Origin of the sequence: Ruegeria sp. HKCCA0370 (assembly GCF_013033705.1) — a bacterium.
GTDB lineage: Bacteria > Pseudomonadota > Alphaproteobacteria > Rhodobacterales > Rhodobacteraceae > Ruegeria.
In genome coordinates this window covers 540,940-557,268 of record NZ_WQEP01000001.1, presented here as the reverse complement: position 1 = coordinate 557,268, position 16,329 = coordinate 540,940, and the positions used below count along the sequence as shown (strand labels likewise).

The following is a 16,329-nucleotide window of genomic DNA, read 5'->3' as shown; positions in this document are numbered from 1 at the left end:
GATCAAGGGGGCCCCAGTCTATTGGGTGAGCGCCTTGCCAAGGCGTGGAAGGCGGGCCTTTTTCATCAGCGCGCGCAAGGTCCATTGGTGGCCGGAAAGGCGGATGGCTTCACTCAGAACGCGATCGGCGATGGTCGCCAGGCCGTCAGGGTCCGATAGCCAGAGACCATGCAGCAAGCCGTCGGGATCTCGGCGGTCGAGCCCCTCCTCTGCCAGAATATTTCTGGGGAAATCCTTGGCGTTGACGGTGACGATGACGTCAGCCGAGGCCGTGATGGCCGTCGCCAGGACGTGGATATCGGCTGCGTCGGGCAGCCAGAGGCGCTGCTCCAACCCCGGGACCGGCGCGCGTTCGGCCTGCGGCCACTGCGCCTGCGCCAAGGCAATTTCGGCGCGGGCTTGCGCCTCGCCCGTCGGGCCCAGCTTGCGCGCGGCGCGGGCCCATTCTTCGAGGATGCGGGCAGACCAGATCGGAGTGAAATGGCCAAGGCGGGCCGCGCCCAGCAGCATCTCGCGCATCACCGTGGGATAGATGACGCAGGTGTCGAGAACGGCCTTCACAGGCGGTAGAACACTGCTTTGAGGTAGCCGCTTTCCGCCAGTTGCGGCAGTTGCGGGTGATCCGGACCCGCAAACCCGGTGTGGATCAGTTGCGCCTGACGCCCGGCGCGCCCGATCCCACGGGAGGACGCATCGCGGAACCGGCTCAGGTCAGCCGCGTGCGAACATGAACACAGCCCCAGATAACCACCGGGTTTGACCAGAGGCGCCGCCAGTCGTGCGATACGTTCATAGGCGCGCAGCCCCGCATCCAGCGCTTGTCTGGACGGTGCAAACGCGGGCGGATCGCAGATCACCACGTCAAATCGCGCGCCTTCTTCGCCCAATTGAGTCAGAACCTCGAACGCGTCGCCCTGTCGGGTCTGGAACTTTTCAGCAAGGCCCGACGCCTCGGCCCCTTGTTTCGCGAGGTCGAGCGCGGCGGCTGAGCCATCGACGGACAATGCCTGCCCCGCTCCACCTGCAAGCATCGCCAGACCGAAGCCGCCCACATGGCTGAACACGTCCAGCACCTGCGCATCGGGATGAACCAGGCGCGCGGCAAAGGCGTGGTTGGGGCGCTGGTCGTAAAACAGCCCGGTCTTCTGACCGCCTGTCAGATCCGCCATGTAGGTGGCGCCATTCATCGGCACAGGCAGGGGCGCATCGGGCGCGGATCCGCGCAATACCTGGTTGACGTCGTCCAACCCCTCCAGCCCGCGTGTACGGCCCGAGGCGTTCTTCAGCACCGTGGTCACGCCAGTGACTTTGACCAGAGCTTGGGTCAGCAGGCCCAGATGCGCCTCAGCCCAGGCCGCGTTCGGCTGAATGACGCAGGCCTCGCCAAAGCGGTCGATGATGACGCCGGGCAAGCCGTCCGCTTCGGCATGGATCAGGCGATAATACGGGGCGTCAAACAGGCTTTCCCGCAGATCAAGGGCGCGCTGCAAACGGTTCTCGAACCACGTCGCGTCAAGCTGCGCGTCGATGTCACGGTCCAGCACCCGGCACATGATCTTCGACACGGGGTTGACCGCGACCAGCGCGACGGGCGCCCGTTTGTCATCTTCGAGCACGGCCAGAGCGCCCGCGGGGATTTTTCTGGTACGGCGGTCCGAGACGATGTCATTGGCGTAGACCCAGGGGAAGCCATGGCGCAGGCCGCGCGCATTGGCTTTGGGTTTCAGGCGGATGCGGGGACGGTCGGCAGATTGGGTCATGGCGCCCTCATAGTCCTGAACGCGCCGGTGCGAAAGCCCTAGCGGTTACGGGATCGCCAACCGCCGCGGCGTTTTGGAGCCTTTGCCATCTGAAGGCCTTCGGTCAGAACCTGTGTCATCGGATGATCGGGGTTCTGCTCGGCATAGCCCGCGTGCAGTTCCGTCAGCGCCGTGTTCTGGTCGCGATCCGCGGGAAGGCTCAGCGCCCAGTCCAAAAAGATGCTGCGACACTCTGGCAGGGTGATGCCGTCGATTCGATAGGCTTCGCGGATCAGACCTTTGTGGTCGTTGGGATCACTGCTGCGCGCCATCTTCTTCCCCCTTGATCACGCCGCCGATCAGATCGGCCGCGGTCGTGTAACATTCCTGCAATGCCGCCTGCAACGCCTCGACCTGTTCGAACCCGGTGGCGCGGCACAAAAATGCCGTACCGCCTTCGCCGATCTTGTCGGCTTCGATTGTCTTGCCCGACAGCAACCGCGCGGCGCATTGCACCGACCAGAATAGGTCATAGCAGTCTTTCAGAGATTGCGCCTGCGCGACATCCAGCAACCCGGCTGCGACGGCACCATCCAGACCCGACGCGACATCGCGCTGCGCGGTCCCTGCCAGCAAAGCACCGGTTTCGGCCATCAGTTCGATATCCATCAGCCGGCCGGGGCCGTTCTTGGCGTCCCAGATGCCGGCGGGTGCCTTGGCCGCGGCCAGACGTGACCGCATCTCGGCCACTTCGCGCAGAACCTTCCCCTGCTCTCGCGGATGCGACAGAAACTCGGTGCGGAAGGCTTCGATTTCCTCGGCCAGTCCGGCGTCCCCGGCAACAACATGCGCGCGGGTCAGAGCCAGATGCTCCCACACCCAGGCTTCGTTCCGCTGGTAATTGACAAAGCTGGCCCAACTGGTCGCGACCGGCCCCTGATTGCCCGAGGGACGCAATCGCATATCGACCTCATACAAGCGTCCTTGCGACATCGGCGCGGACAATGCCGTGATCAGGGCCTGCGTGAACCGCGCATAATACGTGCGCGTGGCCAGAGGGCGCGGACCGTCAGAAATGTCCTGATCCAGAGGATCGTAGATGACGATCATGTCCAGATCGGATTGCGAGTTGATCCGGCCTGCCCCCAGCGACCCCATCCCAAGCACGGCAGCGCCGCGCCCTGGTGCAGGGCCGTGTTTGCGGGCGAAATTTTCGGTGACATGCGGCAGGATCGCCGCGATAACCGACTGCGCAAGCTCGGCATATTGCCGACCTGCCTTTTTTCCGTCAATCAGGCCGCGAAGGTGATGCACGCCGACCCGGAAGTGCCATTCCTTGCACCAGCGCCGGGCAAGATCAAGCTGGGTTTCATAATCCGTTTCTTCCGACAAAGCCTGCGTCAATTCCGCTTGCAACGCCTTTTGCCCGGGCCAATCCGCAAAGAAACTGCCCCCGATCACCGCATCAAACACCGACGCGTTGCGGGACAGGTGCGATGCCAGAGCATGCGAGGTTCCGACGATATCGATCAACAAGTCGATCAGTTGCGGATTCGCCTCGAACAGCGAAAACAGCTGCACCCCGGCTGGCAGGCCCGCCAGGAACCCGTCCAAAGCCATCAATGCTTCGTCGGGCTTGGCGGTTTTGGCCAGACGTGAAAGCAATTCGGGGCGCAGACGTTCGAAAATCCGCGCGCCGCGCTGGGACCTGAGGGCCGGATATGTCGTCCATCGGGCCAGAACGTTCTTGTCGAACTCCACATCCTGTACATGGGCGGGCGCCGCACCAGGTCCGGGGGCAAAGAACCCTTCGGTCAGCTCATGCACTTCGGCCAGACGGTTTTTCAGGTCCTGCGTCAACTCGGCACTGCTGATACCCTTCAGGCAGGCGACGCGTTCGATCCCGTCGGGTGAGTTCGGCACCTTGTGGGTCTGCGCATCATGAATCATCTGGATGCGATGTTCGACTTCCCGGTGCGCGCGGTAATGATCGGTCAGCTTGTCCGCCACATCCTGTGGCACCCAGCCTTTTGCCGCCAGCGCCGCCAGCCCGGGAACCGTGCCTCGCACCCGCAGGTCAGCGTCCCGCCCACCCGCGATCAATTGGCGGGTTTGCGTGAAAAACTCGATCTCGCGAATACCGCCCTGCCCCAGTTTCATGTCGTGACCGGGGATCGACAAGGATCCGCCCGTCCCTTTGTTTTCCCGGATGCGCAGGCGCATGTCATGGGCGTCCTGGATGGCGGCAAAGTCCAGATGGCGGCGCCAGACAAAGGGGCGCAAGCCGTCCAGGAAACGCTGCCCCGCATCCAGATCCCCGGCGCAGGGCCGCGCCTTGATGTAAGCCGCACGCTCCCACGTGCGACCGAGGCTTTCGTAATACCGCTCGGCGGCCTCCATCGCCATGCAAACCGGTGTCACGGCCGGGTCGGGGCGCAGCCTCAGATCCGTTCGGAACACATAGCCATCCGCCGTCTTCTCGCTCAACGTCGCACAGAAGTTGCGCGTGGCCCGAACCATGCCCTGCCGGGCCTCGTAAAAGTCATCGGGGTCAAAGCGCGTCTCATCAAACAGGACGATCAGATCGATATCCGAGCTGTAGTTCAGCTCATGCGCGCCCATCTTGCCCATCGCCAGTATGACCAGGCCGGCTGCGGTTTCGACATCATCCTCGGTCATGCCCGGCAGCTTCTTGCGCCGGATCAGTGTCGCGATCTCGGCCTTGGCGGCAACATCCGCGGCCAGCGCACCGAAATCGGTCAGGGCCGCCGTGACCTTCTCCAATGGCCACGCACCTGCAATATCGGCCAACGCCGTAAGCAGAGCCATTCGCCGCTTGGCCTGCCGCAATCCGGGTTTCAACTGATCCGGCGGCAGATCACGCGCAGCAGCCATGACGTCGGCCAATGCCTGATCCGGGTGCATCAGGGCCTCGGGCAGCCAGCCCTTCTCTTGTTCGATCAGGCTTTTCAGATAGGGGCTGGAACCGGCGGTGCCTGCCACCAAATCCGCCATCTCGGCCGGCAAATCAGGCATCAGGGCCCGCGCTTCGGCCCCCAGGGATGGATCGAAAGCGCGCGGAAGTCTTGAAATGGCTAAAACGTCTGTCATGGGCGCAAACTGCGCATCGCGGCGCGTGATCGTCAATGAGGCATTCTGATCAGGTGTTCTGAACCGGCGTGTCCTGACTGAAACTGTTGACCCAAACGTCGTTTCTGCGTTCCCATAACGACGAAATCAGCATCGCCTCGCGCGTTGTCGCACCCGGTCGCAGGTAATCGGCCTTGTAGGACAGCAAGACGATATCCGGTGTCAGTACACGCAATCTCTCGTCGCTCAATTCAAACTCGGCCATCGTCGGTGCGTCTGCAAATTGGCCGACATGATCGTCACGATTGGCAAATCCCGTCGGATAGACCCCAAGAAAATCCGCGCTCAGCAACGCCCGGTCTGCGCTTGCGTTGCCCTCAACCAGCGCCATCCAGACCTGCTTTTCCAAATTCAGAATCTCACTCAGCGCAGGTGCCGTTTTGTGTTCTTTCATATCCATTTCCGCAACCTGCGGCTGATGACGCTCACCGTCAACCGAATTGCTAAATGTAAATCTTTTTTACATTGAGCCCTTGCAACCCTCGTCCACGACCCCATCTAAGCAATGTGAAAAGAGTTTACATCAACCCTGGAGAGCTCAAATGACCGCATTGTCCGACCCCGCCGTCCCCGCGAATCCGGGATGGCTTTATCGAATCGAGGCCTGGCTGGATGACAAAGGCAAAGGGGCCTGGATTTCCGCCATGGTCCTTGGTTTCATCTTCTTCTGGCCGGTTGGCCTGGCCCTTCTGGCTTACATGATCTGGAGCAAACGCATGTTCAGCAAATCCTGCAGCCGCCGCAAATCCTGGCACAGCCAAATGAGCGCGATGAAACCATCCGGCAACAGCGCATTTGACGCCTACAAGGCAGATACACTGGCCCGCCTTGAACGCGAACAGCAGGACTTCGAGGCATTCCTGCGCCGCCTGCGCGAGGCCAAGGACAAGGCCGAATTCGACGAGTTCATGGATGAACGCGCCCGCGAGAACCATGAAGACGACGGAAATGGCAAGCCCGCCTAATTGACCTTGCCCTGTCCCGGCATTCCGGGACAGGGTACCCTGACCCATTTTTTCGGACCTGACGAATGAACCACCTGCCTGACCCGGATACCCAACCAGAATTCTACAACTCAGTGACAAGCAAACGCTTTGTCGCGTGGTTGTTTGATATCGCCTTCATCTCGCTGCTCTGCACGGTGGCGATCCTGTTGAGCGCAGGCCTCGGTCTGTTTTTTCTGGCAGTGATCTATGCCGTGATCAGCTTTGTCTATCGCGTAGTAACCATCACCAACGGCTCGGCCACACTGGGCATGCGGTTCATGGGAATCGAATTGCGCGACGCATTCGGAGAACGAATGGATATGGGCAAGGCCATCGCCCACACTGCCGGCTATTTCGTCAGCATGGCGTTTGCGGTGATCCAGATCATCTCGGTGATCATGATGTTGACCAGCGCCCGCGGCCAGGGTCTGACCGACAGTTTTCTGGGCACGGTCATGATCAATCGACGGGCCTGACACGCGGTTGCGCGAAACACTTGGCGGCCTCGGGAACGGTTGCTATCATCCCTCCCGAGGCTATCTGGGAACTTCATGCGACACACGCTGCCAATTGCGCCACAATTCTATGTCACGGCCCCGCAACCCTGCCCCTATCTCGATGGCAGGATGGAGCGTAAGCTGTTCACCGCGCTCCAGGGCGAAGGTGCGGAGCAGTTGAACAATTCCCTGTCGCAGCAGGGGTTTCGCCGGTCGCAGAATGTACTCTACCGCCCTTCCTGCACAGATTGCGCGGCCTGCCTGTCCGCCCGGATCGACGTCTCGGCGTTCCGCCCGACAAAAAGCCAGAAACGCGCGGTGAAACGCAACGGATTTCTGCAACGCCGCGCCACATCGCCCTGGGCCACGGACGAGCAGTATGAGCTGTTCCGCCGCTATCTTGACACCCGGCACGCCGATGGCGGCATGGCCGACATGGACGTGTTCGAATTTGCGGCAATGATCGAGGAAACCCCGATTCGAAGCCGGGTGGTGGAATATGCAGATCCTGAGACCGGCGACCTGATCGCTGTTAGCCTGACCGATGTGCTCGATGATGGGCTGAGCATGGTCTACTCTTTCTACGATCCGAACCAGCCTCAGAATTCTCTGGGCACCTATATGATCCTGGACCATATCGAGATCGCGCGCGAAGCTGGCCTGCCCTATATCTACCTGGGCTATTGGGTCCCCGGCAGCCCCAAGATGGGCTACAAGGCAAAATTCTCTGGGCTTGAGGCCTATGTTCAGGGCGAATGGCAAAAGATCACAGATCCGGATACCTTCTGCTCTTCCTCACGGCACCCCCTGTCCACCGCTCCGATTGCCGAGCAAGTGGCCAATATCCAGCTTCCCGACCGCCACCCCACCAAGGGCTGACCATCCGATGAAACAGAACCTGCACGCCGTCACCCTCGTGGTGCCGGATTACAATGACGCACTTGCGTTTTATACGGAAAGACTTGGCTTCCAGCTCTTGAAGGACATCGATCTCGGGGGCGGAAAACGCTGGGTCCTGATCACACCGCCGGGTTCAGACGGCGGCGGCCTTCTTCTGGCCAAAGCCGACGGGCCCGAACAACGCGCCGCCATCGGCAACCAGACCGGCGGCCGTGTGGGCTTTTTCCTTCAAACCGATGATTTCCAACGCGACTACACACAGATGCGTGCCAACGGGGTCCATTTCGAAGAAACTCCCCGCTTCGAATCCTATGGCACAGTCGCCGTCTGGCGCGATCCTTATGGCAACCGCTGGGATCTGATCCAATTCACCTGATCCGCTTTTTCATCTGGCCCCAAATATCCCGGGGATGAATTGGCCGCAGGGCAAGAAGGGGCTGGCCCCTTCCCTGCAACAAACAAGAAAAAGAGGGCCTTCGGGCCCCCTTTTGCATTTTGATGATCCGGATCAGTTCGGGATCAGGTCCGGTACGATCGTGACAATCGCCGGGAAGAACCACAGAATTGCGATCCCTACCACCTGGATCAAAACAAATGGAATGATCCCGCGATAGATATGGCCCGTCGTCACTTCCTTCGGCGCAACCCCTCGCAAGTAGAACAACGCGAACCCGAACGGTGGTGTCAGGAAGGATGTTTGCAGGTTCACCGCCACCATGATCGTCACCCATTTCGGGTCGAACGACCCGCCATAGATCACCGGCCCCACGATCGGGATCACGATGTAGATGATCTCGAGGAAATCCAGCACGAAGCCCAGAATGAACAACACCAGCATCACGATCAGGAAGACCGTGAACTCGTTGTCAAAACTCTTCAGGAATTGCTGGATATAGTGCTCCCCTCCGAACGAGATCACCACCAGGTTCAGCAATTGGGATCCGATCAGGATGGTAAACACCATCGAGGTCACCTTGGCCGTCTCACGCACCACCGGGGTCAGAACTCCGCTTGAATACAGCACCCAGCACCCGAACAGCAGCCCGAACAAGGCATACAGATAGGCTGCATACGCGATGATGAAGGCGATCCAGGTCTCCAACGTCACATTGCCCTGATTGACCCGCAGGTCAAAGTTGACCCCCATCAGCAAGGCGATGATCACGGCAAAGGTCGACCAGATGATCACCTTGCCCGATCGCCCCTGATCCTGCAGCTTACGATAGGCCGCCAGCATGATCGCGCCACCCGCCCCCAGCGCAGCTGCCGGTGTCGGGTTGGTCACACCACCCAGGATCGACCCCAGAACCGCGATGATCAGAACCAATGGCGGGAAGACCACGCGGATCAGGTCATTGGTCGCACATCGCGCTGCGGCTTCCTTGCAACCATACATGGCCAGCGCAAATGGCAACGCGAGCAACAGGAACGTCGCCCCCGAAGTTGTTGTGGGCGAAATCAGCAAAATATCGACCAACACCATAAGAAGCAGACCAATCGCACCAACGATAAGCGGCTGTGGCGCACGCGAGGGGGCGATGCCACGGCCCAGAACCAGAGTGAGGCCCAACAGCACGACGGTGATCGCGACACCCGTGCCAATTGGTGCGGCTGATGCAATCATTTCCTGTTGTGCGGCGGCCAGTTCTTCTTCGGTCAGGCGCTGAGACTCAGCTGCACCGCCAGCGGCATCAATGGCTTCCTGCTCGGCGACGGCCTGATCCCAGGCGGCCTGACCATGCAGATCGATCATCGATACCTTGCATTCTTCCGACACGTTGGTACGCAACGATGCGCCCTGTCCGATGTCCGAGAAAGCCGAGACCGAAATGTTCTGGCTGCCGATCAGGCCGACATTGCCCAGCAACACGGTGCCGACAATCAGCGCAACCGGTGCGCCCAGCAGCCAAGTCAGACCTTCGGACCGGGTGATCGGCTCACCCGACCCGCCTGACAGCGCCACGGCAGGTGCCTTATGGGGATTCAGCAATGCATAACCAAACGCATACAACGCATAAAGCAGGGCCAGAAGGATCCCCGGCAAAAGCGCCGCCTGGAACAAAGTTCCGACCGAGACAACCGCGGGCTCCCCCAGATAGGTCAGCGCATCGGTGCAGCCGGCCTCGACAGCCCGTGTCTCTTGCGCCGTGGAATACAGATCGCCCGCCAATGTGCCAAGCAGAACGATCACGATCGAGGGCGGAATAATCTGCCCCAGCGTACCCGAGGCCGCGATCACACCCGTTGCGAGTTCCGGCGAGTAATTGTTCCGCAACATGGTTGGCAGCGCCAGCAGGCCCATGGTCACCACGGTCGCGCCAACGATGCCGGTAGAGGCCGCAAGAAATGCCCCTACAACCACGATGGACACGGCCAGACCACCCGGCAGCGGTCCAAAGACGCGCGCCATCGTCGTCAGCAGGTCGTTCGCGATTTTCGAGCGTTCCAGCGTGATCCCCATCAGAACGAACATCAGCACGGCCAACAGGGTCTCAATGGATTGCCCTGCCAGTACGCGCTCGTTCATGCGGTTCACGATGAACGACACGTTGCGGTCCAGCGCGGTTTCCCAGCCAGAGACAAAGACCGGCTCGGCTATCCTTGGCAAATCCGGGTATCGGAATACCGATATGACATCAGGTTTTACCCCGGAATTTACAATATCCCGATAGGCTTGTGAGCCTGTGTCGATTGCCTGGTGGATCAACAGCCCGGCACTGTCCAGTGCCGCGATGATCCCAAAGGAAATCACTCCGGCGCCGCCGATGGCAAAGGCCACCGGGAAGCCGGAAAGGATGCCCCCAAAGAGGCAGAAGAATACGATAATGAGGCCTATCTCGACGCCATCAAGTCCGAATAGCATTGTCTTGGTCTCCGTCCTTAATGCGCGCCTTCATAGGCTTCTTCGCCCTCACCAAGGCTGTCCTTGTCGAGGTATTTTCCAGTGCTTTCCGGCCCTTCCACGTATTCCAGATACGACCGGTACAGGAATGCGATTGCGTGCAGGAACACCATGGCTGCAAAGGCCACCAGCAAGATCTTGAACAGGAAGTAGGCGTTGAATCCGTTGGGGCTGAACCCAATGGTTTCCACGTTCCAGCGCAGGGCGCGGGACTTGGCCACCAGTCGGTCCAGCGTGTCACTGGCCGAAGGTTTCGGCACGATCAGGTGTCGCCACATGAAGTACCAGCCATACATCCAGGTCAGCACCGCCATGGGCATCATGAACAAAACCGCACCGCACATATCAACCACCCGTTTGGCACGGTGGCTGATGCCGGCATAGATGAGGTCAACGCGCACATGCCCACCCTGCACGAATGTGTAGGTACAGCACAGGCACACGACCATCGCATTATACAGCTTCAGTTCTTCCGCGAACCAACTGATATCCATCTGGAACGGGATACCCAAACCAAAGGACATATCGGGTCGGGTAAAGACCCGCTGCATGAAAACGATCACGATCTGCTGGATCACCATCAAAAGACCCGCCCAGGCAAAGAAGCGGCCGGTGGTATTGGCGAACCCCTCAAGGCCCCGCACGATGGCCCACATGAAGTTCCGGTAGTACAGCCCGATGGCCGTCAGAACCAGAAAGAACGTGAACACCACAAAGAAGAACTCGACCGAACCGCCGTAATAGACAAAGCGCATGATCGACGCCTTGTCGGACCAGTCCAGCCAGAGTTGCGGATGCGTGATGGCGTATCCGAAATTATAGAAGGCTTCGGCAATGTTCTGAATGAACCAGACCAGTCCATTCCACAGGGCGCCGAAGAACGAGATACCGTTTTCGTCCTGCATGTTGTCCCCAGGTCGTCTCAGTTGTGCATGGGATTATTGTTGCTTGCCCAAACCCCTTAGCGCAACCGGAAAGGCTCCCCCACGACGCGGGGGAACCGGTTTTTCTTGGATCAGAATGGCTTAGCCGCGAACACGGTCGCGCTGAGCGGTGTAAACACCCGATGACAGGTTGTTCCAAGCAGACGATGCTGCCATCGACGTCATCGCGCTGTCGTGGATCTTCTTGAACAGCTCATCGCCCATGTTCTCGTCCAGAACTTCCTGGCTGGCCTGACCAAACGCGTCCCAGACACTGTCCGGGAATTCCAGAACCTTGACGCCGCCCGCCTGCAGGCGCTGCAGCGCTGCGCCGTTGTTGGCCAGGAACTGCGCCAGGTTCCACTGGTGCGCTTCGGCGGCAGCGACCTCGATGATCTTCTGCTGTGCCGGGGTCAGTTCATTGAACACATCGCGGTTGGTTGCCAGCGACAGACCTGCGCCCGGCTCGTGGAAGCCCGCAGTGTAGTAGGTCTTGGTGATTTCCTGGAAGCCGGCCTTTTCGTCGGCCCATGGACCGATCCACTCGGTACCGTCGATCGCGCCGGACGACAGCGCCTGATACACTTCCGACCCCGGAATGTTTTGGACCGATGCGCCCAGTTTACCCAGCGCCTTGCCGCCCAGACCCGGCATACGGAACTTCAGACCGTTGAAGTCTTCGGGGCTGTTGATCTCTTTCGAGTACCAGCCACCCGCCTGCGCACCGGTGTTGCCGGCCAGGAAGGACTTCAGGCCAAAGATTTCGCCCAGCTCGTCATGCAGCTCCATACCGCCGTCATGATAGTACCAGTTCACCAGTTCCTGTGCAGTCATGCCGAAAGGAACGGCCGTGAAGAACGCATAACCCGGGTGCTGACCCACAAAGTAATAGTCAGCGGCATGATACATATCCGCCTGACCCGAAGACACCGCGTCAAATACTTCGAAGGCACCAACCAGTTCGCCTGCCGCCTTGATTTCAACATTCAGGCTGCCATCCGACATGGCGTTGATGCTGTCGGCACAACGCTGCGCGCTGTCAAACACGCCCGCCAGACCACGACCCCACGAGGTCACCATGGTCAGGGTACGCTGGCCCTGAGCATAAGCCGGTGCCGCCAATGCGGTCGCTGCAGCAGCCGAACCGCCCAGCGCGGATTTTTTCAGAAATGAACGACGATCCATATGAGTGTTCCTCCCCTTCATAGTCACGGCCCGGCAGAACCGGACCTGTCGCATTCAGTGCGCGTCAGCCTAATGTGACCGAACTGAAAGGGAATACCTACTACTGCGTAGAGAATCGGATTCTTTGCGATTTCCAGCAAGAAATCAGACCATAAAGCACGTCTTCCCCGACGATAATCTCTGTATTCCCCGAACAAAGCCCAATCTTTTTGCATTTTCGCCGCCGCTTGCGTATCGATTCGTCCATGCAAAGACTCCGACATCTGGTCTCGCTGACCTATGCGCAGAAATTGTCACTGGTTGCCGCAATCCCGCTGGTCGTGGCCGTGGCGGCAATTGCCGTGCTTGTGGCATACGAGGCGCGCGCGACCGCCGAGCGTGAGATCGAAGCGCTGGAACGCAGCCTGGTCGAAGCCAAGAAGGAAGAGTTGCGCAACTACGTGACACAGGCGCGCAACGGGTTCGCCTATATCTACGGCCGGGCCGAGCCTGATGACGAGGTCGCGAAAAACCTCGTGTCCCAAATCCTGTCGGCAATGATCTATGGCCAGGATGGGTTCTTCTTTGTCTACGATTATGACGGCAACAATCTGGTCAGCCCCCGCCAGACGCAGTTCATCAACCGAAACTGGGAAGGGCTGACGGACAGCGACGGCACTCCGATCGTTGACGAGTTCATCCGCCTCGCCCGCCAGGGGGCTGGTTGGCACAGCTTCATGTGGCAAAAGCCCTCGACCGGAGAGGAAGCGCAGATGATCGCCTATGTCGTCGGGCTTCAGGACTGGCGCTGGGTCGTGGGAACCGGGGTCTTCATCGACGACATCGTTGCAACGGTCGCCAACGCCAGGGCCGAGGTCGAGGCCCGCGTTCAGCGCACCTTCATGTATATCGGCGCGATCGTTGTGGCGGCGGTGCTCATCGTCTTTGCATCCGGCATGTTGCTGAACATCCGCGAGCGCAGACTTGCGGACGCCAAGCTGAAGGAACTGACCCAGCGCGTCTTCGATGCCCAGGAAGAGGAACGAGGCCGCGTTGCCCGCGAACTGCATGACGGCATCAGCCAGATTCTGGTCGGTGTACGCTATGCGCTGGACAACGCGCGGCGCCGCCTGTCGCGCGGCGATGACGCGGGCGCACGCGATCCGCTGGACAAAGGGATTGACCATCTTGGCACCGCCATCACCGAGGTCCGCCGCATCAGTCGCGACCTGCGCCCCGGCGTACTGGACGATCTGGGCCTTGGGCCAGCGCTGAAAGCTCTGACCGACGATTTCCGGGACCGCACCGGGATCGAGACGGAATTCTCGACCGTGGTGTTCCGCAACCGGCTGGATCAAGACAGCAAGATTGCCCTGTATCGCATCGCGCAAGAGGCGCTGACCAATATCGAGCGCCACTCTGGCGCCACGCATGTTACGATAGACCTGCGCGGGCACAAGAAAGGTGCAACCATGCGGATCACTGACAATGGCCGGGGCATGCGGACCGATCCCAGCACCCCCAGCACCGGGATCGGGTTGCGCAACATGCAAGAGCGCATCGAACAGCTTGACGGGTCCCTGCGCATTCTGTCATCACGCGGACCGCGCGGCGGCACTGTCATCGAAGTCAGCCTGCCGCTGAGCCACCTTCTGCCGCCGCAGGAAGACGCAACTCCGAACCGAAAGGCCGGCACATGAGCGCCGAAAGCATCCGAGTTCTTATCGTCGACGACCATCCAATGGTGGCCGAGGGCATCCAGTCCATCCTCGAAAGCTATGATGAGATTCAAGTGGTCGGTACGCTTGGCAGCGGACAGGCGGCAGTGGATCAGGCTGTTGACCTTGCCCCGGATGTGATCCTGATGGATCTGAACATGCCCGGCCTCGGCGGTCTCAGCGCCACGGAAATCATCCTGGAACGATTGCCGGAAACGCGCATCCTGATCCTGTCGATGCATGACAGCCCGGAATATATCTCGACCGCGCTCAGCCACGGTGCCAAAGGTTACGTGCTCAAGGATGTGCCCACTGAAGAGATCAAGCAGGCCATTGATGCGGTGATGCGGGGTGAACAGTATCTGTGCACCGGCGCCAGCGGATCGCTCAAGCCCAAGGGCAACAACGTGCGCGAAGCGCTGACCGGACGTGAACAGACCATTCTGCTGGAACTGGCGCAGGGCAAATCCAACAAGGAAGTTGCGCAAACGCTGGATATTTCCGTGCGGACTGTCGAAACGCACCGCAAGAATATCAAACGCAAACTCGGCATATCCTCAACCGCCGGGCTGACACGCTACGCTTTGGAACATGGCGTGCTGCAAGGGACTGGTGTCGGTTTCTGATCTGCACGCGCCCGCAGCGCGCAGCGCTGCCCGGCCCAACCAGAGGATACGCGCCACAGGCGTGTTGACGATGGGCGGGAGCGGTACCCGCCGGGTCAAAGACCTTCTCCGAAAAAAACCAATGTCCCGTCTTCGTCCAGAACGTGGAATTCACGCTGATTATAGGGCTGATTGAACGGCGGCCTGACACGGCCTTCGGGCAGATCGGCCAATCGGTCACGCAGGCTGTCATAAAGCCCATCAATATCTTCAACATCGATATAGAAGGAGTGTTCATCACCCAATGGCTTGCCGTCATCCCGCGGCGGGAACTCCAAAAGGCGGATCGCAACAGGACCACGTTTCAAAAAGGCATAATTGTCTTGCGTGAACCCACAGGTGAACCCAAGGCGATCACAATAGAAGTCGATCTGGTCCTTCAGGGACGAGCACAACACAAATGGTGTAAGCTGCAAAATCTTGGGCATCTGACTCTCCGGACAGGAAACAGATGCATTGTACCGAGGTTGACCACTCAATCCAGCAATTGATCCTTTCGCAGCCCCGCGCGCTTGTAGTGATGCGGCAAAACGCGGCCATACAATTGCTGCGTCCGTTCCACACCGCCACACATGCCTTCAGCCTCGACAAAGGAAAAGATGCCGACATAACGACGGCGCTTGCCTCTAACCGGAGCGACCCGGTGCAGTGAATACCGGCCCTTGAAAATCTGTAAATCCCCCGGCCGCAGCTCCAGCCGGCGAACCCGCCCCATGTTCCCATCGAGAACCGAGGCCACCAGATCAAAGTTTTCATTTTCCGCCGTCCGCAGGTTGGGCACATACTCGAACGCGCCGCCCGTCTCTCCGTTCTGGATGGCCAGCGTCACGGTGTAGTTGTTGGTGTCGAAATGCCAGGGAAAGCCCTGCCCTTCTTCCACGACATTGATGATCACGTCCGCCAATGGGTCATCGTAGCGAAAAAAGCGGTCTTCGGGTTCATTCAGGGCATCGCGGACAAAGGGAAGAAAGCCGTCGAACTCGTAAATGCGCCGCAGCGGGCCGGATTTCGAAAGATTGTCGGCCGGAACAAAGGCGTTCGAACGATCATAGAACCGGCGGATCGGATGGGCGATGCCAAGCCTTGGGTCGTCCTTCGTGAAATAGGCGTTGGTTCTGTTGAAGGACCGGTGCGCCTTGGGCGCCACCCCCTCGGCTTCTTGCACCAGAAGCTTGACCCCTGCTTCGTGCACGAAACCCGGCAGAACAGCACATCCATCCTGTTCCAACTCGCGTCTCAAATCCTCGATCAGCCGATCATAAGCCGGTGAATCCGGACAATCGATTGGATAGCGGCCAAGATCAACCAGGTCCTGCAACATTTCAAGCCTCCGGGTTTTGCCCCCTGCACGTTGAGCGTGGCGCAGAAAAAAGTAATGATCATGCCCGTTTCGGACATCGGCCTGACGCTTTCAGACCGCCTTATCCGCGTACAAAACGGCCAATTTTCACGCCAAATTCCCGGAAATTCCCGACATGCGGCAATCTGCGCAATAAAATGTCGCAAAATACCGCCGCTGAGATAGAAAATTGGTGCAATTGCCTGTTGACGCCCCTTCCCCCCGACCATAATGTCGCCTCCAAGCAAAAAGGAGCCTCTGGCGATGAGAACGCTAGTCGTAATCGTAGGAACCACGCGCATGGGCCGGTAACGGTAAACCATAATCGAACCCATGCGCCTCCGAA

17 protein-coding genes are annotated in these 16,329 nt (G+C 59.6%); 6 read left to right on the top strand and 11 right to left on the bottom strand.

Translation table 11 applies throughout. From position 1 onward, the window contains the following. Positions 1 to 18 precede the first annotated feature (18 nt). Genes GOW31_RS02780 through GOW31_RS02760 form a run of 5 tightly spaced genes read right to left on the bottom strand, consistent with a single transcriptional unit; the run spans position 19 to position 5,283 of the window. Positions 19 to 561 (bottom strand): RSP_2648 family PIN domain-containing protein, encoded by a 543-nt coding sequence (locus GOW31_RS02780; protein WP_171167719.1) that lies wholly within the window; start codon positions 559 to 561, stop codon positions 19 to 21. After that, complete coding sequence (locus GOW31_RS02775; protein WP_171167718.1) at positions 558 to 1,760, bottom strand: RSP_2647 family RNA methyltransferase; 1,203 nt, start codon at positions 1,758 to 1,760, stop codon at positions 558 to 560. The genes GOW31_RS02780 and GOW31_RS02775 overlap by 4 nt, the downstream gene beginning before the upstream one ends. A 38-nt stretch (positions 1,761 to 1,798) precedes the next feature. Next, complete coding sequence (locus tag GOW31_RS02770) at positions 1,799 to 2,071, bottom strand: hypothetical protein (protein WP_171167716.1); 273 nt, start codon at positions 2,069 to 2,071, stop codon at positions 1,799 to 1,801. Continuing rightward, positions 2,055 to 4,850, bottom strand: a complete 2,796-nt coding sequence (locus GOW31_RS02765) for a glutamine-synthetase adenylyltransferase (protein WP_171167714.1) — start codon at positions 4,848 to 4,850, stop codon at positions 2,055 to 2,057. The genes GOW31_RS02770 and GOW31_RS02765 overlap by 17 nt, the downstream gene beginning before the upstream one ends. A 49-nt stretch (positions 4,851 to 4,899) precedes the next feature. Beyond that, positions 4,900 to 5,283: a nuclear transport factor 2 family protein gene (locus GOW31_RS02760; protein ID WP_254441626.1), complete on the bottom strand. Its 384-nt coding sequence runs from the start codon at positions 5,281 to 5,283 to the stop codon at positions 4,900 to 4,902. Positions 5,284 to 5,431: 148 nt separating this feature from the next. On the opposite strand from GOW31_RS02760, the gene GOW31_RS02755 reads away from it, so the two are divergent. From GOW31_RS02755 to GOW31_RS02740, 4 genes are all read left to right on the top strand, one after another. Further along, the gene (locus GOW31_RS02755) at positions 5,432 to 5,854 is read left to right on the top strand and encodes a DUF2852 domain-containing protein (RefSeq protein ID WP_171167711.1); all 423 of its coding nucleotides are present in this window, start codon (positions 5,432 to 5,434) and stop codon (positions 5,852 to 5,854) included. A 65-nt stretch (positions 5,855 to 5,919) separates the two neighbouring features. Beyond that, positions 5,920 to 6,351, top strand: a complete 432-nt coding sequence (locus GOW31_RS02750) for an RDD family protein (RefSeq protein WP_171115477.1) — start codon at positions 5,920 to 5,922, stop codon at positions 6,349 to 6,351. A 75-nt stretch (positions 6,352 to 6,426) separates the two neighbouring features. Then, entirely contained in the window at positions 6,427 to 7,251 is an 825-nt protein-coding gene (locus tag GOW31_RS02745) for an arginyltransferase (protein ID WP_171167709.1), read from the top strand. A 7-nt stretch (positions 7,252 to 7,258) separates the two neighbouring features. Then, positions 7,259 to 7,648 carry a VOC family protein gene (locus GOW31_RS02740; RefSeq protein WP_171167707.1) on the top strand — a complete coding sequence of 130 codons (390 nt, stop codon included), beginning with the start codon at positions 7,259 to 7,261 and terminating at the stop codon, positions 7,646 to 7,648. Positions 7,649 to 7,780: 132 nt separating this feature from the next. Here GOW31_RS02740 and GOW31_RS02735 read toward each other — a convergent pair whose 3' ends face one another. The 3 genes from GOW31_RS02735 to GOW31_RS02725 all read right to left on the bottom strand — a co-directional run bounded on the left by GOW31_RS02735 (position 7,781) and on the right by GOW31_RS02725 (position 12,282). After that, complete coding sequence (locus GOW31_RS02735) at positions 7,781 to 10,135, bottom strand: TRAP transporter large permease subunit (RefSeq protein ID WP_171115471.1); 2,355 nt, start codon at positions 10,133 to 10,135, stop codon at positions 7,781 to 7,783. 17 nt (positions 10,136 to 10,152) lie between these two features. Then, positions 10,153 to 11,079, bottom strand: a complete 927-nt coding sequence (locus tag GOW31_RS02730; protein WP_152458266.1) for a TRAP transporter small permease subunit — start codon at positions 11,077 to 11,079, stop codon at positions 10,153 to 10,155. 120 nt (positions 11,080 to 11,199) lie between these two features. Further along, complete coding sequence (locus GOW31_RS02725; RefSeq protein WP_171167705.1) at positions 11,200 to 12,282, bottom strand: TRAP transporter substrate-binding protein; 1,083 nt, start codon at positions 12,280 to 12,282, stop codon at positions 11,200 to 11,202. Positions 12,283 to 12,527: 245 nt separating this feature from the next. On the opposite strand from GOW31_RS02725, the gene GOW31_RS02720 reads away from it, so the two are divergent. Together GOW31_RS02720 and GOW31_RS02715 are read left to right on the top strand one after the other, a co-directional pair. Beyond that, on the top strand, positions 12,528 to 13,961 hold the full coding sequence (locus GOW31_RS02720; protein WP_152458267.1) for a cache domain-containing protein: 1,434 nt from the start codon (positions 12,528 to 12,530) through the stop codon (positions 13,959 to 13,961). After that, on the top strand, positions 13,958 to 14,605 hold the full coding sequence (locus tag GOW31_RS02715) for a response regulator transcription factor (protein WP_171115467.1): 648 nt from the start codon (positions 13,958 to 13,960) through the stop codon (positions 14,603 to 14,605). The genes GOW31_RS02720 and GOW31_RS02715 overlap by 4 nt, the downstream gene beginning before the upstream one ends. Before the next feature lie 95 nt (positions 14,606 to 14,700). Here the strand turns inward: GOW31_RS02715 and GOW31_RS02710 are convergent, their stop codons facing one another. The 3 genes from GOW31_RS02710 to GOW31_RS02700 are packed head-to-tail and all read right to left on the bottom strand — an operon-like array spanning position 14,701 to position 16,318. Next, positions 14,701 to 15,072, bottom strand: coding sequence for a VOC family protein (locus tag GOW31_RS02710; RefSeq protein WP_171167703.1), 372 nt, complete (start codon positions 15,070 to 15,072; stop codon positions 14,701 to 14,703). 47 nt (positions 15,073 to 15,119) lie between these two features. Then, positions 15,120 to 15,965 (bottom strand): 2OG-Fe(II) oxygenase, encoded by an 846-nt coding sequence (locus tag GOW31_RS02705; RefSeq protein WP_171115464.1) that lies wholly within the window; start codon positions 15,963 to 15,965, stop codon positions 15,120 to 15,122. Continuing rightward, positions 15,893 to 16,318: a hypothetical protein gene (locus GOW31_RS02700; RefSeq protein WP_171167700.1), complete on the bottom strand. Its 426-nt coding sequence runs from the start codon at positions 16,316 to 16,318 to the stop codon at positions 15,893 to 15,895. The genes GOW31_RS02705 and GOW31_RS02700 overlap by 73 nt, the downstream gene beginning before the upstream one ends. Positions 16,319 to 16,329 lie beyond the last annotated feature (11 nt).